We start from the raw sequence: 23,262 nt of genomic DNA, 5'->3' as shown, positions 1-23,262 counted from the left end.
AAGGTATGATGAAACGGGCCGATTCTGTTAAATAGAAATATGATATAAGGCGCTTCATCCAACCTTTAGAAACAATAAAATAAACGAATGAGACTATCAAAAATATTGGCAATACTGGCTATTGCTGTTTTTACTGAAAATCAGGCACAGAATTATTTGAATTACAATGTGGGAAATGCACATTCTCACAATGACTACATGCAGGAAATTCCTTTCTGGCAGGCCTATTATGCTAATTTCGGTTCTATTGAGGCTGATGTTTTTCTTGTAAAAGGGAAACTTTGGGTTGCTCACACTGAAAAGGAACTTTCGCCGGACAGAACATTGGAAAATCTTTATCTGGATAATATATCAAAGCAGATTAAACTGAACAAAGGAAGTATTTATCCGGATGCTGCTAAAAAACTCCAGCTTTTGATCGATATTAAACAGGATTATAAAACATCTCTGGCTGCATTGGTTGCCACTTTAAAAAAGTATCCTGAGATTACCGGAAATTCAGGAATAAAAATTGTGATTACGGGAGGAAGACCTCAGCCGACAGAATTTAAAAATTATCCGAACTACCTTTATTTCGACGGAGATTCTGATAAAAATTATACTGCTGACCAGTTGAAAAGAATCGGAATGTTCAGTGCCGATTTACCCGGATTGGTAAAATGGAACGGAAAAGGAATTCCGAGAGATGAGGAAACCGGTAAAATAAAAGCAGCCGTAGACAAAGCACATGCTCAACAAAAGCCGATGCGTTTTTACGGAGCTCCGGATTTTCCCAATGCATGGGTAAATCTGATGGATATGGGGGTAGATTACATCAATACCGATCATATTCCGGATCTTAAAAAATTTATGAATTCGATTCCAAAGAATTTCTATAAAAATACAAAGGAATATATCACCTATACTCCGACTTATAAAACGGATGGAGTTAATAAGAAAGTGAAAAATGTAATCCTCCTGATTCCGGACGGAACTTCTTTACCACAGTATTATGCTGCTTTCACTGCAAATAAGGGAAAGCTTAATGTTTTCAATATGAAAGCGACCGGGCTATCCAAGACCAATTCATCCAATGCTTATATTACAGACTCGGCACCGGGATCTACGGCATTTGCAACAGGAGTGAAAACAAAAAATACATTTGTTGGAGTGGATAATTCAGGGAAGGCCTTAGCACAAATTCCCGATATTATTGCTGCTAAAGGAATGGTTTCAGGGTTGATTTCAACCGGAGATCTTACGGATGCCACTCCTGCAGATTTTTATGCACACTCAGACAACAGAAACAGCTCAGAACCAATTCTTAAAGATTTTGCCACTTCCAAAACAAAAATTCTGATCGGAGGTCCTACCAGCGGACTGACTCAGGAAGCCGAACAAAAGCTTAAAGAAGCAAAAGTCAACATCTATCATGATCTCAAATCTGTAGGAAAAATAGACAATCGTTCCCTGATCATTGATCCATTGGCTTCTCAGAGAATAAGCAACGGAAGAGGAAACTGGTTAGCTGATGCTTTTGATCTTACCCTGAATGATCTTAAATCTAACAAAAAAGGGTTTTTTATGATGATTGAAGCTTCCCAGACAGATGGTGGCGGACACAGCAACAATATTGAACAATTAGTTACCGAATTATTGGATTTTGATCACGTTGTAGGAAAAGCAATGAAGTTTGCCGATGAAAATAAAGAAACCCTGGTGATTGTTGTAGGAGATCATGAAACCGGAGGCTTAACGCTTTTGGACGGAAGCCTTAAAGAGGGCTGGATATTTGGAAATTTCAGTACGAATGACCATACCTCAATCCCATCCAGTGTTTTTACTTACGGCCCAAACTCTAAAGAATTTACGGGGCTATTTGAAAACACAGAGATCTTCAACAAAATATTAGCCGCTTACGGTATTGAGAAATAATTTCTGAAGTCATTTTAATTTGATTTAAAAAGTGTAGCCCTTAAACTAAGAGCTACACTTTTATTTTGTTGTAACCATAAGAGCCTTAGATTTTTAAACACTTAAGTTTTTTAAGTCGAAACTTTGTATATAGAAAGTACACTTAAGTTTAATGAAAATCTTGGATTTTCTTGCGCCTTGAAAACAGCACAGTTTTTTTATTCTTAGCGTCTTAGCGATATTCCAACAAAATTAGTATACTTTTTTAACGCTGAACAATCTGCGTAATCTTCTTTATTTGGAAGAAATAAATGACTTAATCAACCGGATTGCCAATAAAATAGGCTGTCTCAAAAGTGAGGCAGCCTATTTTTGAAAATATCTAGCAACTAATTAACTTAGAAATTGGTCTTTACAATCAGTTCAGATAATTCTGCATTTACAAAATCAATTGGCATTACCCCAAAAGATCCCTTGGTGTTATTCTGAAAGAAAGTTTTAAGTCTTGGATTAATATTGTTGGAAACGGTAGGAATACTTGGGATTCCAAAGATTCCCGGCTTGTATCCACTGGTAAAATTGATGAAAAGTTTGTTATTGCTGTCATTTTTAGCATCATTAAGCAAACCTGAAATTCCGTTCCACTTATCATCATTATTTGTTACTTTATAATAATCCTGAACCTTTAATGCTGCTCCCGGATTATTGATTTCAAAAGTTGTATTATCTGCCCATGAAGTCGCATTGATTCCTTTTGCAGTTCCTGTAGAGAACCTTCTCAATAATTTGATTTTTCCTCTTACATCGCCCAATGAAGGAATGGTAGTTCCCAAATCCCATTTGGAAGAATTTTTCTGAACATACGAATCAAAAGTCTGTTCAAAACTTCTGGTGTTATTCGAAGGGTCATGTTCTTCCTTTACAGACATGATAATCGTTTCTGACGGATGGCTATTCAAAAAAGCATAACATGCCGTAAGAACATCATCGAAATTTAAATTTTGGTAAATGGCTCCATGATGAATGGTGAAAGAATTATCAATATGTCTGCAACGGATGTCCAGAAAGCGAACACCGGCGTTAAGCTGTTCAGCAATGCTGAGGTTTTGAGTTTTCGCAGTACCTGATACTACAGGGGCATCAATACGCGCTCCGGAATCATGCGTTCCCGGAATTGAAATTTTTGAAATGGAAATATTATCCTGAAGACCGGCCATCCAGCTGTTCAATTCAAAAGGAACTAAAGAAGCTTTCGCATTAACATTTCTTAAAGAAGCCATGGATGTCTCGTTAGAATCTCTTTCGATAATACTGTCATTTGAGCAGGAGAAGAATAGACTTGCCGTAGCAATACCTAGAGTGATGGTCGTTAAACGCCTCATGTTGGATTTGAACATAGTTTTTTTTTATATTTTTAGTGTAACCTAAAAATAAGAATATATCAAACGTGCAGGAGTTAATTTAACTTTAAGAGATGATTAAGTTGTTGAGAATAGAAAGGAAGAAGTCAGAAAAGGGAAGTTCTTGAGATCAAAAAAGGCTTCAATGTTTTAAATCAATATCCAGAGTTATAAAACAAACTGTTGAGTAGTATTCCCAGCCTGCGGTTCTCTGCTTAAAAAACAAAATCTTCTTTTGAACCGGGAATTTTAAACTTATGTTCCCCGATTTTAAAATCATTCATTTTCACCAATGTTGGTAATTTGTGGATAAACTCTTTATGGTAATTGGGAGGTACTTTAGAATCCTCATCACAAGATGAATATTCTCTGTCAACGACTACTTTCCCGGTCGAAAAATTGATAACATTCATGAAATTAAATTCACAGGTATCTTCAAACGTATCCTGAGAACCTATTAAATAAAAATCATCATTCTGGAATCTGAAAGTATGGGTATACCCTTGTGTATGCCTTGAATTGGTAGAAAACTGTTGTACAACAATCAGACAATTGTTTTTAATAGAAAATTCAAGAATATTATTTTCAGGATAAAAGCCGATTCCACTTGATAAAAGAAAGGTGGAATTCGTTTTCCAAATCTTAAGATGATTGTTTTCATTTTTCAGGATGTAAAAAATTCTCTGTACATCTTTTCTTCCTGAATAGTCCTCCATCTCTGAAGCCTTTGTATCGGTATCAAATGCAATAATAATTTCATTCTGGCCGTCTTTATCCAGATCTCCTTTTACTTCCGCAATCTTTGTATATCCTTTCGGTGCTGAAAAATCTTTCAGACTTTGAGCATAAAAGCTTGTGAAAAATAATAGCGTCAGAAAAGAAAGAAAAATCTTCATGAAGTATGGATATAAAAAAATGTGGTAATTGAATAGAAGATCATCGACCTGTTTTCAAATTACCACATTTTAAAATTTTTAAATTAATTTGTTACGCTGGCAAGATCTACCCAGAACATAGGATAAGACTTCTCAACAACATCTTCCTCTTCAATGTTGAGCTCTTTGATCAGGCAGAAAGGAGCAAAACTCATGGCCATTCTGTGATCCTGATACGTCTTGATAGAGATATTGTCTTCCGGTTCTCCGAAACCAATTGATTTGATCGTTAAATCTGTAATCTCCGTTTCAGTGCCGAGCTTTTTCAGTTCATTATATAAAGCCAGTAGTCTGTCGGTTTCCTTCACTCTCAACGTTCCCAATCCTGAAATTTCGAAAGGTATCTTCAAAGCCGCCGCCGTTACACAAAGTGTTTGTGCAATATCGGGGCAGTTGTTCATATCCAGAATGATTTTCTCCGGGAATGAAAAATCCTGTTGAGGTTCCAAGGTGATTTTATGTTCCTCCTCAGAGAAGGTTGTCGTAATTCCGAAGAAATCTTCATAAATTTTGGCGATCGCAGAATCTCCCTGTGTAGATTCTTTGTAAAAGCTTTTCAGATAAATGGTTTCTCTTCCCAATGCGCAGATCGAATAGAAGTACGAGGCAGAGCTCCAGTCACTTTCTACTTCATAAGATACTGTTGAAGATTGATGATCAGGATGGAAAGGTTCTACTTTAATGGTATTGCCTTCAAAACTGTTTTTGATTCCGAATTTTGTTAAAATATCAAGGGTCATCTCGATGTACGATCTTGAAGTCACTTCACCCACAAGATGGATCTCCAGGCCGTTTTCAAGTTTCCCTGCAATGAGAAGGAGAGAGGTGATAAACTGGCTTGAGATATTTGCCGGCACATTGACCGAAGTCTGAGTGATCTTTTTGCCGATAATTTTTAAAGGTGGAAATCCTTCATTTTCCAGATATTCTATGTCTACCCCAAGATCTCTCAATGCATTCACCAGATTTTTAATAGGTCTTTCCTTCATTCTTTTAGACCCGGTAAGAATGGTTGTTTTCCCTTCCTTGATAGAATAGAAGGAGGTTAGAAAGCGCATCGCCGTTCCTGCATGATGAATATCTACCGTTTCTGTGTTTTCAGATAATGCTTTTTTCAGTAATTGCGTATCCTGAGAATTAGACAAATTCCCGATTTTTATATTGCTAAACAGGCTTTCCAAAATCAATAAACGATTCGAAATACTCTTCGAACCGCTGATCTGTACTGTTTTATTTCCTATCAATGTTGATTTTTCTAGCTTCATTGTGGTTTACTTCATTATATTAAAAAAATGATGAGTTAAAAATTTATGAATCATTCATAACTCATCATTGATAATTATTTAAGTTTTTCATTATTCTGATGGCGTTCCTTATCGCGATCAGTTTTTATCTTCATTTTCTTGTCAAAAGCTTCTTGTAGATTCACTCCGGTTTGATTGGCCAGGCATAATGTCACGAAAAGTACATCAGCCAGTTCTTCACCTAAATCTTTGCTTTTATCACTTTCTTTTTCACTCTGTTCACCATATCTTCTGGCAATAATTCTGGCAACTTCGCCAACTTCTTCTGTCAGCATCGCCATATTGGTGAGTTCATTAAAATATCGTACACCGATGGTTTTAATCCACTCGTCCACCTGCTGTTGTAATTGAGTAATTTCCATTATTGATAAGCTCCTAGAGTAGGGTTAGTCGTTCTGGATACATTAACAATATCAACAGGTACAGTTCCTGCTATCCCAACATTTCCTTTTCCTCTTGCCGGAGAAGTTGACTTCACCCTTAGATTCATTTTAGCCATAAAATAATTGACAAATTGCGGATCTTCATTTTTTATACTCTGTATCACATTAGGGCTGTTATCAAAAGTATAGCCTGATTCCGATTTTCCTGAATATTTGACCAGACAGTTTTGCAGTAAAAATTCAAATTGCTGCCCTGAAGTCGGTTCAACGTGAACGGAATTATCTCTGTCAGAATAAACAATACTATTCCTTATATTAAGCTGTTGTAAAGCGCCTTGTTCTACTTGGCCCGCATCATTTTTCCATTCGTTGGTGGCAAAAATTCCTTCTCTGTCAAATGAACCCATCGATTTAGAATAGTTGGCAATCGTAGCATGAGTATAATTGTGATTTCCACCTCTGAAGATTCCGATACAAGATAATCCACAATTGTTCATGACTAAATTATTAGCATTAACGGTAGATCCTACGGCATAAATTCCATATTCAAAAAAGGTATGGATGAATGAGTTGGTGATCGTTGCTGTAGTCTGCTTCATTTCCAGTCCTCTTGTTCCCCCGAAAAGTCTTGCATGGTTCATATTAAGAATAGAATTCGCTTCCATCTTGATAGAATTCCAGTTTTTGGGAATGGTATCATAAGCCGTATCATTTCTGTCACCACGAAGAATGACCTGCTGATCCTGCGTTCCGTTGATATTTAAAACACCTCCGGAAGCGACTTTCATCCCACTGTTTTTATGAAAATATACTTTTGTTCCAGGTTGGATGTCTAACGTTACACTTGGGTTAATGGTAAGATTTCCGTAGATAATCTTGGCCTTATTATTACTCCAGGTTGTAGAATTGGAAATAACATTTGGATTGGTAGGTGTCTGAATAAAAAATTCAGCATCCTGCACTACAGAAAATAATGTGACGTGTTGTTGTCCCGTAGGCCCTGTGAAAACAACCCTGTCTTCAGCAATCGCTTCAGGTCCTGTTGCCTGAGGAGAAATTTCAACAAAAATAAAAAGGCTGTCTTTCTTTCTTAAAGGAACATCTTTAAAATCATATCCCGGTTTTCCGTCTACATTGATTCTATATAAGGATGCAGCTCCCTTTTCAAGATTTACTCTCGGAATCAGAATATCTTTATCCTCATTATTATATACTTTTACAACGTAGGTTTCTGAACGTACCTGATGATATACCGTATCACAGAATACCGTATCTTTTGAAAATCTTAATTCCTGTGAAGGAGCATCAAACGTAATATCATCCTTATTACAAGATACCGTTACAAGTAACATCCAGAAACAAAAAGCCAGTAATAATTTGAATTTCATCGAAATTAAAGTTTAAGTAGGTTCCAAATTTAACGAAAATACTTTGAATTTCTTATCATTAAAAAAATATTGAATTCAGTATTTGGAAATTAGAAAAATTGTTGTACTTTTGCAACCTAAAATTAGCAGAGAAATATCCATTACTATTTCGAAAGCAAACTTTAATTTTTTTAAAAATTGTATTATGAAAAACGGAATTCACCCAGAAAATTATAGACTTGTTGTTTTCAAAGATATGAGTAACGACGAGGTGTTTCTTTGCAAGTCTACTGCAGAAACAAAAGATACTATCGAGTACGAAGGACAAGAGTACCCATTAATTAAAATGGAAATCTCTTCAACCTCTCACCCTTTCTACACTGGTAAAGTGAAATTAGTTGACACTGCAGGTAGAGTTGATAAGTTCATGAACAAATACAAAAAATTCGCTAAGTAATTTTTTGATTATCAAAAATATTAAAGTCTTCCAGTTTTGGGAGACTTTTTTTGTGCGCTGAACCAGGAGTCTCACATTAAGAGCTAATGCAGACAGTTATATAAAATTCCAATTTTTGAAGGAGATGATATTCAATAGTAACGGGCTTTAGCCCGTTTAATAATGAAGAAAATTTCTATTGGCTTTAGCCGAAACTTATTGCAGTCATAAAAATAAGCACATTCAGAGTGGCTATATATTTTGTGTTCAGAGAAAGAAGCTTTCCGTCTATTATCTTTTCGTCTTTCTCCCTTCATCTTAACAATCCCCAATCTTCAGTTCATACTTTTCACATCTTTTCGTATTTTTGTTTTAGATAGAATCCGGAAACCACGATTAATTTTTTGGTCTCTGATTTTTAACCTCTAATCTTAATTTCTAAAAAATGCAATTAGTATTTTCAGACGCACAATATTGGGAAGATTTTCTTCCGCTTACCTTTACCCGTCCGGTTGCGGCCATGCGATGCGGAATCCTTACATTCTCCGAGAGATGGCAAAAGATCCTGGAAAATACCGAGGTGTCTTATTTTACGGAAATGTACCTTCAGGATAAATTTAAAAGTCCGGAAGAAACAGAAAGCCTTTTTCTTGTTCCAAACTTCATCCCGACTGAAACTGTAATTCAGCAGATTAAGGATCTTAAACAAGGAGAAGCACTGGTTTATGAAGACGAACTGATTGCTGCAAAAATTAATATGAAAGGGTTTTCTTTACATCAGATCGAAAAAATGACTGATATTAAAGAAGAACTGATATTCTTTAAAAGACCGAAAGATTTATTTACCTATAATCACCACGCGATTAATTTTGATTTTGATTTACTTACCAAAGGAAGAGCCTCACAGGAATTATCTTCCACCAACGGTTTTTTAGGCGATAAAAAAGATCTTTTCATTGAAGAAGGAGCTTCCATCGAATTTTCAACTATTAATACTAAAACAGGGAAAATATATATCGGTAAAAATACCGAGATTATGGAAGGTTGTCATCTTCGCGGACCTATTGCGCTGTGTGATGATTCTAAATTTAACCTGGGTGCTAAAATATACGGAGCGACTACTGTTGGCCCACATTGTAAAGTTGGAGGTGAAGTGAATAACATTATCATTTTCGGATACTCCAGCAAAGGGCATGAAGGTTTCGTAGGAAACTCTGTCATTGGTGAATGGTGCAACTTCGGGGCAGACAGCAATTCTTCCAATATGAAAAATAATTATGGAAATGTAAAATTCTGGAATTACAGAACCAAAGCTTTTGAAGATACAGGATTACAGTTTGCAGGTCTTATTATGGGAGATCATTCCAAAACAGCCATTAATACGCAATTGAATACCGGAACCGTAATAGGTGTTGCTTCCAATATCTTTAAAGCAGGTTTCCCACCAAACCTTATAGAAAACTTCTCATGGGGCGGATTAAAAGATGATGAAAGATTCAGATTAGATAAAGTATATGAAGTAGCAGAAAGAGCAATGGCCAGACGAAAAGTGCCTTTAACAGAGGAAGACAAGGCTATTCTGAAACATATTTTTGATACGTATTAATACCATTTATAAAAAAACTTCAAATTTTTTTGAAGTTTTTTTATTTTTGATGTAATAGATTTGAAACAGCAGTTGTCTTACCTATAAGAAACAAAACTCATGACCCAAGAAACTTTTAAGAATACGGTGTTTATTCTCAAAGACGAGATGTATCGTTTTGCGAAAAGATTCGTCATGAGCAGTGATGAGGCTGAAGATGTGGTGCAGGATCTGATGATGAAGTTCTGGCAGAAAAGGGATGAACTGGAGCAATTTGGAAATTTCAAATCCTATGCGCTCAAATCCGTCAGGAACGAATGTCTGAACCGGTTGAAGCACCACGATGTAAAGATAGGTTTTGCAGATATGCAGCTTCACCGATCGGAGCTTTATAGTATGGAAGTCGATAACCTTAAAGATTATATCATGGGATTTATCAATCAGCTTCCGGAAAAACAAAAAATGGTCATCCATTTGAAAGATGTAGAAGAGTACGATGTTTCCGAAATTTCTGAAATGCTGGAAATGGAGGAAAATGCAGTAAGGGTAAACCTTATGCGGGCAAGACAAAAAGTAAAAGAACAAATCTCACAACTGATGAGCTATGAAAAAAGATCAATTACAAGATAAATACGACGAAATCTTCCGGGATATAAAGGAAGAGAAAATGGATTGGAGCTTTGAAGATTTTCTTCAAAAGACAGAAAGTCAGGAAACTGAACAAAATGCTGCTCCTGTTATTCCATTAGCAGAAAAAAATAAGCCCTCTTTTCCTAAATGGTTCTGGATGGCTGCAAGTATACTGCTGCTTTTCAGTATCGGATTCTTCTTTTATAATCATGATTCCAATACAAATGTAGGAGCTTTTGATAAAGAGAATTTGGTGAAAAATGAAGTGTTGAGACAAAAATCAGATTTCATTGAAGAAAATAATGATCACCAGGGACAGGTAGCCGTTAATCATACCGACTCTATTTCAGGAGCAAAGAAAGATTCAATCCTTCAGGAAAATCATGTGGCTGAAAAAGATGCGTTGGATGAAATTCTACCCAAAAGAGGAAGACTTAAAAAAGAAAGAAAGCCAAGATTTGTTGACAATTCTTCTTTTAAAAATAAAGCTTTGAAAGACTCTACAGGATATGAAAATTCTTATGTTATTGTTAATGGCAAGAGAATCGATAATGTAGACGAAGCCATCAATGTGACTAAGTATTCATTCCAGATATTTGCAAATAACGTTAGTGAAAAATTGGTACAACCTAAAGTGGTAGACGATGATTATTAGCCGAAAAGATACAAATCTGAAGTGGCATAATCATTAACTTAAAAAATAAAATTGACTCATGAAAAAACTATTCATAATATTCGCACTTGCTTTTTCTCATTTCTTTAATGTATATGGGCAAAGAGATAAATTCGACCAGCTTTTTGACAAATATCAGGAGGTAGAAGGCGTTACTTCTATTAAAATTGCCAAGCCTATGTTTGGGATGCTCAGCAGTTTGAACATCGATGATTCTCAGCTTGATCAGATCAAACCTTTGTTGTCAAAAATCAACGGATTAAAGATTTTGATTACAGAAAATCCTGAAAAATCGAATACCTCCGATGGACGCAGGGTTCAGAATAACCTTTCTCAGTTAAGCAGAGATATTTCCTCCTATCTGAAGAATCTGAATTATAGTGAAATCATGTCTGTAAATAACTCCGGAGCAAAAATAAAGTTCCTTTCTGCCGAAGCGAAAAATGGTATCCTTGATGATTTGCTGTTGAGCATTGATGGAGGAGGTGGAGAAAGCATTTTTGTAATGCTTGACGGTAAACTATCCATGGATGACGTCAGTAAAATCATCAGCTCCAGCGAAACGAAGAAAAATCCGATTTCCAATACAAGAAATACCCTTACTTCAGAAAGTAACCCTTCCTATTTGAATGGTGAAGCAAGAAATGTCGGTGATTTCTCCGGAATTCAGGTGAGTACGGGAGTTAATGTAGTGTTCAAGCAGGAAAAGCCAACGAGTGTAAAAGTGATTGCTGATTCGGATAAACTACAATATATCATTACCAAAGTAGAAAATGGAGTGTTGAAGATTTATATTGATAATAAAGGTGTTAGGAATTTGAGATTTAAAAATATGAGTGTAAATGTTTCCTCTCCGAGAATGAGCAGTATTGATGTCTCATCGGGATCAAACTTTACAGTGGTCAACTCCATTCAGGAGAATAATATGAGAATTGATGCTTCATCAGGAGCTAACGTGACAGGTGATTTTAAAATCTCGGGAGCGACAGATATTTCTGCTTCTTCAGGATCCAATGTCAGAGCAGGAATTACAACCGGAAATATTGCCGTTAAAAGTTCAAGCGGATCCAATACAAGCTTAAATGGAAGTGCCGAATCCGGAACCATTGATATCAGCAGCGGGGCAGTTTGTAAAGCAGATGATTTAAAACTTACTTATCTGGAAACAGAAGCTACATCAGGAGGAAATCTTTCTGTAAATGTATCCGGAAAATTAAAAGTAAGAGCATCTTCTGGAGGATTGGTAAAATATAAAGGAAGACCGGAAATAGAATCCAATATCAGCAAAACATCAGGAGGAAGTTTAAGACCAATGGATTAAAAAACTGACTATGAAAATTTTTAAAAACATTTTCCTTGTTATTCTGATGATTGGCGCACTTGAATCCTGCGTCGTTTCAAAAAAACCAAATATGGATTTCTTTTCAAATTCAGGGTACGATTTCAAAGGAGCAAAATTTACAAGCTTTAATGTGCCGATGCTTTTGGCTAAGCCTTACATAAAGAAGGCACTGAAAGAAGATGGAGAAAGTGAAGAGTTAATCAATCTCGTAAAGAAAATTTCCAAAATCAAAGTTCTTACCGTAGAGAATGGAAGTAAAGAAATGCTTAAAGACTATGCCCGATATTTAAATGACAATCATTATGAAGACTGGGCAACCATAAAGCATGACGGAGATAATGTAAACGTAAGAGTGAAACAAACCGGTGATGCTATCAAAAATATGCTAATTACCGTGAACTCAGATAAAGAATTGGTTTTTGTAGATGTAAAAGGGAGTTTTACAGCTGATGACATTTCCAGAATGATCAGCGCCGTTTCAGATAAGTAATTATCTTTAGGGCAAAAACTTAACTTAACATGGAAAAACTAATCAAAGAAGTACGCATTCTTAAAATCTATGCTTTTTCACTTACCATTGTATGTATATTATTCTCTATTCTGGCTTTTAAAAATCAATCATCTAATGAGCGATTTAAAGAAATAGATGTAGAACGGATCAATATCGTTGAAAAAGATGGCACCCTGAAGATGGTAATCAGTAATAAAGAGCGTCAGCATCCCGGAATGTCGAATCATAAAAGTATGAAGCCACGAGACAGAGAAGCAGGACTTATTTTCTTTAATTCATTGGGAGACGAATGTGGAGGACTGGTGTATGATGCCAATGAAAAAGGATCAGGAATGGTATACTCCGTAGATCAAAGAAAAACGGATCAGATTATGCAGCTGCAGTATTTTGAATCACCCGGGAAGGAGAAAAACAGGGTCTATGGTTTAAAACTTTGGGATCGCCCGGACGACTTTCCGCTAGAGGCTGTTATTCGGTTTGATGATTCTATTAAAAAGCTTAATGATCCTGCAATAACAAAAAAGGCGTATGCTAAACTAAGGGAAGAAGGTAAGCTTGGAAGTGAAAGATTTTTTGCAGGAAAAACTGCCAATGGAGATGTAGGTGTTTTCATTCGTGATAACAAAGGAAAAGTAAGATTAAAATTATACGTCGATAAAAATAATCAGACCCACGTCGAAACTTTAGATGAAAATGGGAATGTGGTGAAATAACCGATTTTTATTTGATTAACACAATATATTAACCTTAAACAAGTAGTTTCAATAGAACTAAATTTATTTTGTACAGTGACCGTTCTTGAAAAAGAACGGTTTTTTTGATTTAACTTATTGATTATTAAATTTTATGTAAACTATTAAAAAGGATTTTCATATGTCATCAAAATAGCCTAATTTTGCAAAGAAAGTAAAGATGTCTATTCATAACAAAATTGTAGAGACAGCCATCACTTTCGATGACGTTCTTCTAGTCCCTTCTTATTCAGAAGTTTTACCTAACCAGGTTTCATTAAAATCAAGACTTACCGACAAAATCATGCTGAATGTTCCGATAGTTTCCGCTGCGATGGACACCGTTACTGAAGGAGATCTTGCAATCGCTCTGGCAAGAGTGGGAGGTTTAGGTTTCATTCACAAGAACATGACGATCGCTGAGCAGGCTGCACAGGTGAACAGAGTAAAACGTTCCGAAAACGGAATGATCTCTGATCCGGTAACCCTTTCCAAAGATCATACTTTAGCACAGGCTAAAGATCTGATGTCGAGATATAAAATCTCGGGTTTACCAGTAGTAGATAATGATAATGTTTTGATCGGAATCATCACCAACAGAGATGTAAAGTATCAGGAGAATCTTGATATGAAAGTAGAGGAGATCATGACCAAAGAAAACCTGATCACCTCAGATAAAGATACCAATCTTGAAAAAGCCAAAGAAATTCTTCTTAGAAACAGAGTAGAAAAACTACCGATCGTTGATAAAGATAATAAGCTAGTAGGTTTAATTACCATCAAAGATATCGACAATCAACTTGAATATCCTAATGCCAACAAAGATCAGAACGGACGCCTTATCGTAGGAGCCGGAGTTGGAGTTGGAGAGGATACTTTAGACAGAATTGAAGCATTGGTAAAAGCCGGTGTTGATATTGTGGCAATAGATTCTGCTCATGGTCACTCTAAAGGAGTATTAGATAAAATTTCTGAAATCAGAAAAGCATATCCGGACTTAGATATCGTAGGTGGAAATATTGTAACAGCTGAAGCTGCAAAAGATCTTATCAAAGCTGGAGCAAACGTTCTTAAAGTAGGAGTTGGGCCAGGTTCTATCTGTACAACCAGAGTGGTTGCCGGAGTAGGAGTTCCTCAATTATCTGCTATTTATAACGTATATGAGTATGCTCAATCTCAAAATGTAACGGTAATTGCTGATGGTGGAATTAAGCTTTCAGGAGATATCGTAAAAGCAATTGCAAGTGGAGCAGGAGCAGTAATGCTGGGATCTCTTTTAGCTGGAACAGATGAGGCTCCGGGTGAGGAGATTATCTTCCAGGGAAGAAAATTCAAGTCTTACCAAGGGATGGGCAGTCTTTCTGCTATGAAGAGAGGAGGTAAAGAAAGATACTTTCAGAGTGAAGCCAAGAAATTTGTTCCGGAAGGAATTGAAGGAAGAGTACCTCACAAAGGAAAATTGGAAGATGTAATTTTCCAGTTGACAGGAGGTTTAAGAGCAGGTATGGGATATTGTGGGGCTAAAGATATTGAAGCTTTACAAAACGATTCCAAATTGGTTATGATCACAGGAAGCGGGTTGAAAGAATCGCATCCGCATGATGTAATCATCACACAGGAAGCTCCGAATTATTCATTGTAAATCATATATAAATAATATACAAAAGCCGCACAAATTTGTGCGGCTTTTGTATTTATAGTGTCCAAATAGGGAAATATGGAAAAAATAATTAAAATTTTTAGAATTGTTTTGAGCTATTATGAGAAAAAGTAATAGTTCTCTGATTTTTAGCTGGTTGAGGTTTTGTGATTTTTCAATACCTGATTAAAATACTATGTTTTGTGAATATTTTGTAAAGAAATTTTTAAATTAATATTAAAAAAACATAGTAAAAAGTGTAACAAAAAAGTTATTTGTTCGACTAAGTATTAAAATTTTTAATACTTATTTATTTTTTAGTGCATAATGGTGCATATAAATAGTATGATAGGTTGATAAGATTAAATATTTGAAAACTTTTAAAAATAATAAAAATGAAGAAAACTTTCCTTTATGGAGCAGCGCTATTTTCGCTTTCGTTAACAGCACAGCAACATCAACAACCATCAAGAATATGCGGTTTTGATGACGCTTTAAAAATGCAGGATAGAGAAAACCCAGGTTTAAGACAGGTTTTTGATAAAGTAATCAAAAAAATTCAGGCAGAGAAAAAAGCAAATCCTCTATCTGCTACTGGTAAAACAGTAAACGGAGTTTATGAAATTCCTGTTGTAGTTCATGTAATTGAAGGAAACAATGCTTCCTATACGAGAACAGATGCCCAAATCCAGACTTGGTTGGATAATGCTAATAAAATGTATGCAGGTACATATCCTTGGCCGGCAGCAGGTACACCAGCAGATTTCGGAACTTCAGCTGTTTTTCCAATTAAACTTGTTTTGGCAAAAAGAGATCCTAACTGTAATGCAACTACAGGTATTGTAAGATACAACGGGACATCACTGGCTGGCTATACAACTTCAGGGATGGCTTACCAGACAGGAAACGGAGCTTCAAGAGCGGCAATCAAAACTTTGGCTCCGCACTGGTCGGAAACTTCATACTTTAATATTTATGTAATTACTACTTTTGATGGAAGTAACACTCCAACTGCAGGGCTTATGGGATTTGCAGCATTTCCAAACAGTACTGATGCAGGATATGAATCTTTTATGAAAACGGGGGTTGTAACGAATCCACACGATACGACATTCGCTCATGAATTCGGGCATGCAATGGGATTATATCATACTTTTGAAGGAGGAAGGTATGACGCTGTACCTGGTGATAACGACTATTGCCCGCCTACAACTGGTGTTTGTGGTGAAGATGATGATGAGGTGTGCGATACTGAAAGAGCAGGAAGTGCGTACACTTTCTGGCCTGTTATTCCTTCCAATTCTACAATTAATCCTTGTACTGGTGCAAATTATCAGGGGGTGCAGTATAATATGATGAATTATACCAATACTGTTGCTCAGAAGTTTACTGCTGGTCAGGGAGATAGAATTGAAGATTTCTTTATGTTGATCAGAAGCAGCTTAACAACTTCTAAAGGAGCTACAGCTCTTCCTGCAACACCGGTTTCAACAACTCCTATTGCAGCTACATGTAACCCTACAGGTGTTGCTAACCCTAGCACAGCAAGTGCGTTTCTTGCAGGACCTACGTCTGTAAAATTAGGTGATATCAACAATTCATCTGCGGCTACGTGGCCAGGTGCTCCTGCTTTCTATGTAGATTATACTACCAAAGCTTGTGTTGCTAATTCTTATACTCCATTAGTGGTAGGGCAGCAGCAAACTGTTGAGGTTGGATTCTTAAAAGCTACTAATCTGGATCAATCAATAAGAGTATGGATTGACTACAACAATAATGGTGCTTTTGAAGCAAGTGAATTAGTAGCATCAGGTAACAACGTTCAAGCTGGAGCAGGTGGTTACGGAACATTTACAGCTAACTTCACACCTCCGGCAACTGCGGTACAGGATACTCCACTTCGTATGAGAGTTTCAGCAGACATGGGTGGTGCCAATGTAGCTTGTGGACAATTAGCATATGGACAGATTGAAGACTATTCTGTAAGATTGGTGCAAAATCTTGGAACCTCTGAAGTAAAAACTGACAAAGATGATTTAGTAATCTATCCTAACCCGGTTGCTACTGGTGATAAAGTATTTATCAAAGCTAAAAATGCTAAGAACTTAAAGGTTTCTATTTCTGATATGTCAGGAAGATTGGTAGTAAGCCCATCTGTATCTGAAGAAAGAACCGGAATTTTCAAAATAAACCAAAACCTTGAAAAAGGAGTTTATATGATCCAGGTTTCTAACGGAAAAGATAGCAAAACATCTAAATTGATCATTAAGTAATTCTGATTAATATATAGAATACATATCAATGCCTCCAGTAAAATGGGGGCATTTTTATTGAACCCTGGTATATTTAAATCTAGGTTTGATTACCTTATTCAGAAAAGTTCCTTTAGATTTTGCCTCGCTGAATTTTTTCACAATATAAGCCGGTACTTTAAGATAATCATATACTGATCCCGACTGATATATAATTCTTAATATTTCAGTGTCTGGAAAATAAATGAAATGATTCACTACACTTGATGGCATATAGAATTTTCTGCAAAAAATATTCCTTTACCTATTTAGCAGGATGTTAAAATCAAAAAGCCTTTCAGTACTACTAAAAGGCTATTAAGTTATATTTTATTCTGAGAATGACCTCCTACGAATTAAGCATTTTATGATAATCAACTATATGGAGATGTCCTTCCTCTCTGATGTCCACAGTAAGCCCATGCTTTTTAGCAATATCAGAAACCTCTTTGGGTTGCAGGCTTCCTTTTTCACCAAGCTGTTTGCTTATGTTTTTCAAAAGAACCAGATGCTGGATCAGATCTTCTTTTGTTTTCCTGGCGAGTTCCTGCATTAAGTTTTCAACCCTTTCATCGGTAATATGCTGCTGCATGCGATGAGGATATTCTTCAAGGTTATAAGTAGCCTGATAATTTACTTCGAAACCGTATTTCCGGATATAGTCAATAGCAAGGATAGTTGCCTGCTCCCTGTCATGGCTTCTTCCGATACTGGCGTTTTTATCACCAAAAACAATTTCTTCAGCAATTCCTCCTGCAAGATAAATTTTAACCCGATCCAAAATACTTTCCTTGGTGTCATGAATCTGATGGGGAAACGTAAAACCAGCTGCATAGCTGCTTGCCACTTTGCTTTTAAGTTGAAGCGGTACAAAACCTGTGTAAAGCATATAACAAACGGCATGACCGCATTCGTGGACACTGATGTTAGCCACTGCGTCCTCTAGGTTGGATTGTCGTATTTTATCTATTTTTCCCAGATAAGGAATTTCAATAACTCGGTTTCCTACCTTTCCGGTAATTATTTTCTGTTGTTCCAGATAATCAATTTCTATAGACTGATCTTCATGGATAATTGCTTCAAAAAGAAACTTACTCAAGTTCGTATCCAAAATATCAACCACACTACTGAAAACGGGACGAACGCCCTGCACCGGAAACACACCATTTCTGTAGATGAGGTCATTGATGTTTTTATTTATTTTTAAACCAACCCCAAATTTTGTTTTGGTATTATGTTTCAGGGTATTGATCTCCCTTTGAATCAGTTTATTGAAATCCTCTGTCTTTAATGAAAAATAAATCAGGTGAATATTGCCAAACCGGGCCACCTGCTCAGGGCGGAACTTTCTGGATAAAGCATTCTTAATGTCTACAACCGTTATTTTTTTTGTAAAGGCATGATAAATATTGGCGTCTATATCTGCCTCGCTGGTTTCCCGGGACATTTGAAACGCTTCATCTAAATTTCCGCTGATGATAATCAGCATTTTGCTGTAATTTACCGGCTCATAAATTTTCTTTTCCTTCTGCTTTTTACGGATCAGCTTGATCATGTCTTCCTCTTTCATATCAATAATGCTCATCACATCATCATCCATACTGAGGTATTTTTTGAGTTCTTTAGCATCCCATAAATTAAGATAAGGATTTTCATCCAGCTCTGTTTCTCCGTTTAATTTGCGCCTGTCATTTTCTTTTTTACGCAAAAGATAAGAGAATAGATAATGTTCAAGATCTTCGCGTTCTCTTTTGCTTAAACGTCCATCGCTTAATAGTTCCCAGAAATCTGTAAATTTAGTTTGTGGAACCGGAGTGCCATCAGGGTCAAGAGTATTAAAACGTTGAATTTCATCAAAAAGTACAATACTCGGCTTCTCATCACTCAGACCATTGCTTTGGAATATGTCAGAAACGCTTTTACTCCAGGAAGTCTCATCAGAATTACTGAGTTCGATTTCGACAAAGCGGTTCTGAAATTCAAGGAAGCGTACCATCTTTCTTACCAGATCTGTTTTTCCTACTCCCGTCATTCCCCAAAGGTTGATGACCACGGGGCGTGTCAGAATTTCCGGCATAAGATACCAGATCTGGATATATTCCATTATGTCATCGATGATCTTGTCTATCCCGATAAATTCTTTTTTCAGGAATGCTTTACAATCATCCAGCTTTTTCTTTTTCTTCTTGATTTCTTCTTTGTCAATAATCATAGATGAAAAATACACTAATTTTTTAAATTATCTTTAAAATCTTCGATACGAAAATCAGTCAGAGCGTTTCCTTTCTCAATTTTTTCTTTGGAGTAGAGCCTGAAATCATTTTCTGTTTTTTCAAGAAGATAGTCATAGGGTCCTACATGAGATATCAATTTTACAATAACCGGCGAGATCTCAAGACAAATAAATAAGCCCATGATAAAAGCTGCCGCGAGTCCTATAATGGCAGAACTTTTACCAAGCTCATCCAGCGCCTGAAGTCTGGCTGCAAATCCGTTAAACTTATCTTCAAAAGTTTCAGTAGATTTTCTTTCTGTTTCCAGGTTGGTATATACTTTAGATATTTCTTTATCTAAATAATCCAGTCGTGGAGCGGATTGTTTTTGATAGTTCTCAAGATCAAGTCTGCGCCGTTCCTTCAATTGCTGCTTCCGTTTGGCATTTGATCCAAACCCTTCTTTACCACTGGTTAAGCCGGTTTGCTTTCCTAAAATTTCTTTTTCAAGCTCTACCGAGGCTGAATCATATGCTTTTTGGTACTGGGCTGTTTTTTCTGAAATTTGTTTTTTCTCAGTTTCAAAAGGTCCGCTTTGTTGAAGAATTCTTCCGGTCATCTCACCCTGAAGCTGTTTTTTATTTCTTTGAATAATGGTGTTCAGCTGCTTATTAACTTCCTTTTCAAAAATTTTAAGCTCTAAAGGTTTTGAAATGATAATTCCTAAGAAGGTAGCGAGTACCAATCTGGGAATGGCCATAAGAATCTGATTCCACCATGTTCCGGTTTTTTTAATCGATGAAACAATATATCTGTCCAGGTTAAATATCATTAGACCCCACAGGATTCCAAAGCCTGTTGCTGCCCAGATGTTATCAAATACCGTATACATCGCATAGCCTGCGGATAAAGTAGCAAATACTGCAGTGAATAGTACAATTCCTCCGATGCCTGAAAATTTATTCCATTCGCTCGGAGTCTTTCTTAAAATATGGATATTTCCGCCGGAACATACCATAAGAAACTTCTGGAACCAGTTTATTTTGTGATTCGCTTGATTTATAGTTTGTTGGTTTGTTTTCATAAGTGAAAATTTATACAAATGTACTACTAAAAATCATACCAATGTAAAAGATAGTATTATGTTTTACCAAGTAATTGTAATGATTTGCATAAATAACTGTTATTGAATTATATATTCTACTCTTACGTGAAATTTGAAATGATTAATTTTTTAGCAATAAAATTCTATGTTAGATTTATTAAATTATTATATTTGAAGCTAATTAATAATTAATAATTAAGTAAATGAAAAGAATTAATATTATTTTGATAATTTTATTATCTATTAATGTGTTTTCTCAAAATCGTGAAAATTTTTGCGGTTTTGATGAAAGTATGCGAAAATTAGACATTAAATATCCTGGGTTAAAGGAAAGACGTGAAATTGTAGAGGAACAATTAAGAAATATGGACAAACAGTCTTTTCTTAAAAAAAATGGGGGAACGACCTCCTGGAATGGACTTTATAACGGTCAGATATTTGAAATTCCGGTTGTTGTTCATGTCATTGAATCCAGTGCGGCGACTAATGCTAATCTAAAAGTAACTGATCAGGAGATTATTAATTGGCTAGACAGGGCCAATAAGATGTATGCCACTACTTACGGTAATGGATTCTATCCTGAAGGGGCAGGTCCTGACGGCGGAAATGTGATTCCCTTTAAACTGGTATTGGCAAAAAGAAGCCCACAGTGTACATCTACTACAGGAATTGTAAGATATAACGGAAGCTCAGTTCCTTTATATGACGCAAGTGGGGTAAAGTTCCGTTTATCAGCAACAAATCTCGGAACTGGGGCAAGTGACGATGCGATTAAAGCACTGGCTCCACATTGGCCTGAAACTTCCTATTTTAATATCTATGTCATCATTGGCTTTAACGGGCAACAACAAAACGGAGGTGGAATAATGGGGTATGCTAGAACTCCTGATGCTTATGATTATGGATATGAAAGCTTTATGAAGGTTGCTACAATTAAAAGAGCACATAATACAACATTAACCCACGAATTAGGACATGCTTTTGGATTATACCATACTTTTGACGGAGGAGATTTTTTAGCTCCTAGTGGAAGTCCGGGATATTGTCCTCCTACAGAAACCGATTGTATGGTAGATAATGATAAAGTTTGCGATACAGAAGTATCTGGTGCTGCCTATTACCAGGATCCGGCTCCTTCAAACTCGGAGATTAATCCATGTACTGGTAAAAATTATCAAGGTGTTCAATACAATATAATGAATTACTCAAATACCAATAGGAAGTTTACAGCGGGGCAGAGAGAGCGAGCGATTATGTTGATGATGGAATACAGAAAAAATTTAATCAACTCAACGGCTGGCCAGGATCCCTCTGTCGTTGTTCCTTCACCGGTCACTATTGTAGCGGCACAATGTAATCCTTCAGGAATTGCACATCCTACCAATAATAATTTTGCTATAGGACCTTACAGAGTACAGATGGGTACTATAAGCAGCATGACTAACGGGTATGATTCAGATGAGTCTGCTCCCATTTTTTATGCGGACTATTCAACAGCAACATGTATAAGACCTGCTTTCTATACAGATATTTCGGCAGAATCAGGTACAGAATTGAAAGTAAGTTACCTGAATGGTTTTGGCCAGGCTGATAAATTTAAAACAAAAGTATGGATAGATTATAATAATAACGGTTCATTTGAAGATTCTGAACTGGTAGTTGATAACACTTCAGCAAATCCTGTGGCTAGAGGAGCAACAGTTGTATTAGCTAATACTATTACTCCGCCACAAAGTGCGGTAAAGAATACTTACCTGAGAATGAGAGTTGCTGTAGATGCGGCAACTTTTAATAGTGTTGCGGTTCCGGATATGGCAACGGCATGTTCTCAGTTGCAATATGGACAAATGGAAGATTATGCTGTAAGAATAACAGGAACTTTGGGAACTTCTGAAACTAAACTTAATTCAGATTCAAAATTACTATATGTTAAAGCTGAAAATAAACTCAGACTTGTAGGAAATAAGAATGATGTATTTGGAGATTATCAGATTTATGATCTGAGTGGCAAACTTATTCAAAAAGGAGCTACTAAGACAAATGAGATCCGAATTGAGAGAGAACTTCCAAAAGGAGCATTTATTATCAATTATTCTGATAAAAGTAAAAAAGAATCTAAAAAGTTCTTAAATAACTAAAATTAAGCCTTTTGGCTTAGATTGCCTCTGAAAAGTAAAATTCTTTTCAGGGGCATTTTTATTTCAACCGATCCGGATTCTGCTTTAGAAAGCTTTCCCAACCTGAGTAGGATTTTGTATCTGCTATCGTTCCGGAGTTAAAATGATGGCAAACAGCAACAGCAAGACCATCAGAGGCGTCTAAGTATTTTGTAGGAAATTCCTTTAAGTTAAGCAAATTTTGAAGCATTCCTGCAACCTGCTCTTTGCTGGCATTTCCGTTTCCGGTAATAGCCATTTTTATCTTTTTAGGAGAATATTCAGTGATGGGAATATTTCTGTAAAGGCTGGCTGCCATCGCTACCCCTTGTGCACGTCCCAGCTTCAGCATACTTTGTACATTTTTTCCAAAGAAAGGGGCTTCCAACGCCACTTCGTCTGGATGGAATTCGTCGATAAGCGACAAGGTCCTTTCAAAAATATATTTGAGTTTGGTTTCGTGATTAGGGTATTTCTTTAATATCAATTCGTGGATAGAAACCATCTCCATTTTACCTTTTTTAACGGAGATAATACCAAATCCCATGATGGTTGTACCTGGGTCAATACCTAAAATTATTTTCTCTGAAATCATTGCTTCAAAGATAGGACTTTCTGAAATGTTTTATACCATGAAAAAAAATTCAATGATTGGTGATTTGTATTTG

20 protein-coding genes are annotated in these 23,262 nt (G+C 36.2%); 11 read left to right on the top strand and 9 right to left on the bottom strand.

Translation table 11 applies throughout. From position 1 onward, the window contains the following. Positions 1–87 precede the first annotated feature (87 nt). On the top strand, positions 88–1,914 hold the full coding sequence (locus EG342_RS03185; RefSeq protein ID WP_103291740.1) for an alkaline phosphatase: 1,827 nt from the start codon (positions 88–90) through the stop codon (positions 1,912–1,914). Positions 1,915–2,291: 377 nt separating this feature from the next. On the opposite strand, the gene EG342_RS03180 is transcribed toward EG342_RS03185, so the two are convergent. The 5 genes from EG342_RS03180 to EG342_RS03160 form a co-directional block, all read right to left on the bottom strand. Next, entirely contained in the window at positions 2,292–3,290 is a 999-nt protein-coding gene (locus EG342_RS03180; protein ID WP_246008725.1) for a phosphatidylinositol-specific phospholipase C, read from the bottom strand. A 218-nt stretch (positions 3,291–3,508) separates the two neighbouring features. Next, entirely contained in the window at positions 3,509–4,189 is a 681-nt protein-coding gene (locus EG342_RS03175; protein ID WP_103291741.1) for a hypothetical protein, read from the bottom strand. Positions 4,190–4,272: 83 nt separating this feature from the next. Then, on the bottom strand, positions 4,273–5,493 hold the full coding sequence (locus tag EG342_RS03170; RefSeq protein ID WP_103291742.1) for a 3-phosphoshikimate 1-carboxyvinyltransferase: 1,221 nt from the start codon (positions 5,491–5,493) through the stop codon (positions 4,273–4,275). Between the two features lie 74 nt (positions 5,494–5,567). Then, positions 5,568–5,894 carry a nucleotide pyrophosphohydrolase gene (locus EG342_RS03165; protein ID WP_034731670.1) on the bottom strand — a complete coding sequence of 109 codons (327 nt, stop codon included), beginning with the start codon at positions 5,892–5,894 and terminating at the stop codon, positions 5,568–5,570. Then, on the bottom strand, positions 5,894–7,303 hold the full coding sequence (locus tag EG342_RS03160; protein WP_103291743.1) for a hypothetical protein: 1,410 nt from the start codon (positions 7,301–7,303) through the stop codon (positions 5,894–5,896). Before EG342_RS03160 ends, EG342_RS03165 begins: the two co-directional genes overlap by 1 nt. Positions 7,304–7,487: 184 nt before the next feature. Between EG342_RS03160 and EG342_RS03155 the strand changes: the two genes are divergently transcribed. From EG342_RS03155 to EG342_RS03115, 9 genes are all read left to right on the top strand, one after another. After that, positions 7,488–7,739: a type B 50S ribosomal protein L31 gene (locus EG342_RS03155; RefSeq protein WP_002976190.1), complete on the top strand. Its 252-nt coding sequence runs from the start codon at positions 7,488–7,490 to the stop codon at positions 7,737–7,739. Between the two features lie 424 nt (positions 7,740–8,163). Continuing rightward, a complete protein-coding gene (locus EG342_RS03150) occupies positions 8,164–9,324 on the top strand; it encodes a GlmU family protein (protein WP_103291744.1) in 1,161 nt (386 codons plus the stop codon). Between the two features lie 99 nt (positions 9,325–9,423). After that, the gene (locus tag EG342_RS03145; RefSeq protein ID WP_103291745.1) at positions 9,424–9,933 is read left to right on the top strand and encodes an RNA polymerase sigma factor; all 510 of its coding nucleotides are present in this window, start codon (positions 9,424–9,426) and stop codon (positions 9,931–9,933) included. After that, positions 9,908–10,588 carry a hypothetical protein gene (locus EG342_RS03140; protein ID WP_185126897.1) on the top strand — a complete coding sequence of 227 codons (681 nt, stop codon included), beginning with the start codon at positions 9,908–9,910 and terminating at the stop codon, positions 10,586–10,588. Before EG342_RS03145 ends, EG342_RS03140 begins: the two co-directional genes overlap by 26 nt. Before the next feature lie 58 nt (positions 10,589–10,646). Further along, positions 10,647–11,927, top strand: a complete 1,281-nt coding sequence (locus tag EG342_RS03135) for a DUF4252 domain-containing protein (RefSeq protein ID WP_103291746.1) — start codon at positions 10,647–10,649, stop codon at positions 11,925–11,927. A gap of 10 nt (positions 11,928–11,937) precedes the next feature. Further along, complete coding sequence (locus tag EG342_RS03130; protein ID WP_103291747.1) at positions 11,938–12,438, top strand: DUF4252 domain-containing protein; 501 nt, start codon at positions 11,938–11,940, stop codon at positions 12,436–12,438. Positions 12,439–12,467: 29 nt separating this feature from the next. Next, positions 12,468–13,172, top strand: a complete 705-nt coding sequence (locus EG342_RS03125; RefSeq protein ID WP_103291748.1) for a hypothetical protein — start codon at positions 12,468–12,470, stop codon at positions 13,170–13,172. Positions 13,173–13,371: 199 nt separating this feature from the next. Then, the gene (gene guaB, locus EG342_RS03120) at positions 13,372–14,832 is read left to right on the top strand and encodes an IMP dehydrogenase (RefSeq protein ID WP_103291749.1); all 1,461 of its coding nucleotides are present in this window, start codon (positions 13,372–13,374) and stop codon (positions 14,830–14,832) included. Positions 14,833–15,224: 392 nt separating this feature from the next. After that, positions 15,225–17,102 (top strand): GEVED domain-containing protein, encoded by a 1,878-nt coding sequence (locus EG342_RS03115; RefSeq protein ID WP_103291750.1) that lies wholly within the window; start codon positions 15,225–15,227, stop codon positions 17,100–17,102. Between the two features lie 54 nt (positions 17,103–17,156). Here EG342_RS03115 and EG342_RS03110 read toward each other — a convergent pair whose 3' ends face one another. The 3 genes from EG342_RS03110 to EG342_RS03100 all read right to left on the bottom strand — a co-directional run bounded on the left by EG342_RS03110 (position 17,157) and on the right by EG342_RS03100 (position 20,417). Beyond that, complete coding sequence (locus EG342_RS03110; protein WP_103291751.1) at positions 17,157–17,354, bottom strand: KTSC domain-containing protein; 198 nt, start codon at positions 17,352–17,354, stop codon at positions 17,157–17,159. A 115-nt stretch (positions 17,355–17,469) separates the two neighbouring features. After that, positions 17,470–19,332, bottom strand: coding sequence for an AAA family ATPase (locus EG342_RS03105; RefSeq protein WP_103291752.1), 1,863 nt, complete (start codon positions 19,330–19,332; stop codon positions 17,470–17,472). A gap of 14 nt (positions 19,333–19,346) precedes the next feature. Next, positions 19,347–20,417 carry a DUF4407 domain-containing protein gene (locus EG342_RS03100; RefSeq protein WP_103291753.1) on the bottom strand — a complete coding sequence of 357 codons (1,071 nt, stop codon included), beginning with the start codon at positions 20,415–20,417 and terminating at the stop codon, positions 19,347–19,349. A 224-nt stretch (positions 20,418–20,641) separates the two neighbouring features. Here EG342_RS03100 and EG342_RS03095 point away from each other — a divergent pair, with 224 nt between their 5' ends. Continuing rightward, entirely contained in the window at positions 20,642–22,576 is a 1,935-nt protein-coding gene (locus EG342_RS03095) for a M43 family zinc metalloprotease (protein ID WP_103291754.1), read from the top strand. A 58-nt stretch (positions 22,577–22,634) separates the two neighbouring features. Here EG342_RS03095 and ruvC read toward each other — a convergent pair whose 3' ends face one another. Beyond that, positions 22,635–23,189 carry a crossover junction endodeoxyribonuclease RuvC gene (gene ruvC / locus EG342_RS03090; RefSeq protein WP_103291755.1) on the bottom strand — a complete coding sequence of 185 codons (555 nt, stop codon included), beginning with the start codon at positions 23,187–23,189 and terminating at the stop codon, positions 22,635–22,637. Positions 23,190–23,262 lie beyond the last annotated feature (73 nt).

This window comes from Chryseobacterium lactis (assembly GCF_003815875.1).
GTDB classification, from domain to species: domain Bacteria; phylum Bacteroidota; class Bacteroidia; order Flavobacteriales; family Weeksellaceae; genus Chryseobacterium; species Chryseobacterium lactis.
The sequence above is the reverse complement of the archived record's forward strand: the minus strand, read 5'-3'. Positions and strand labels throughout refer to the sequence as shown.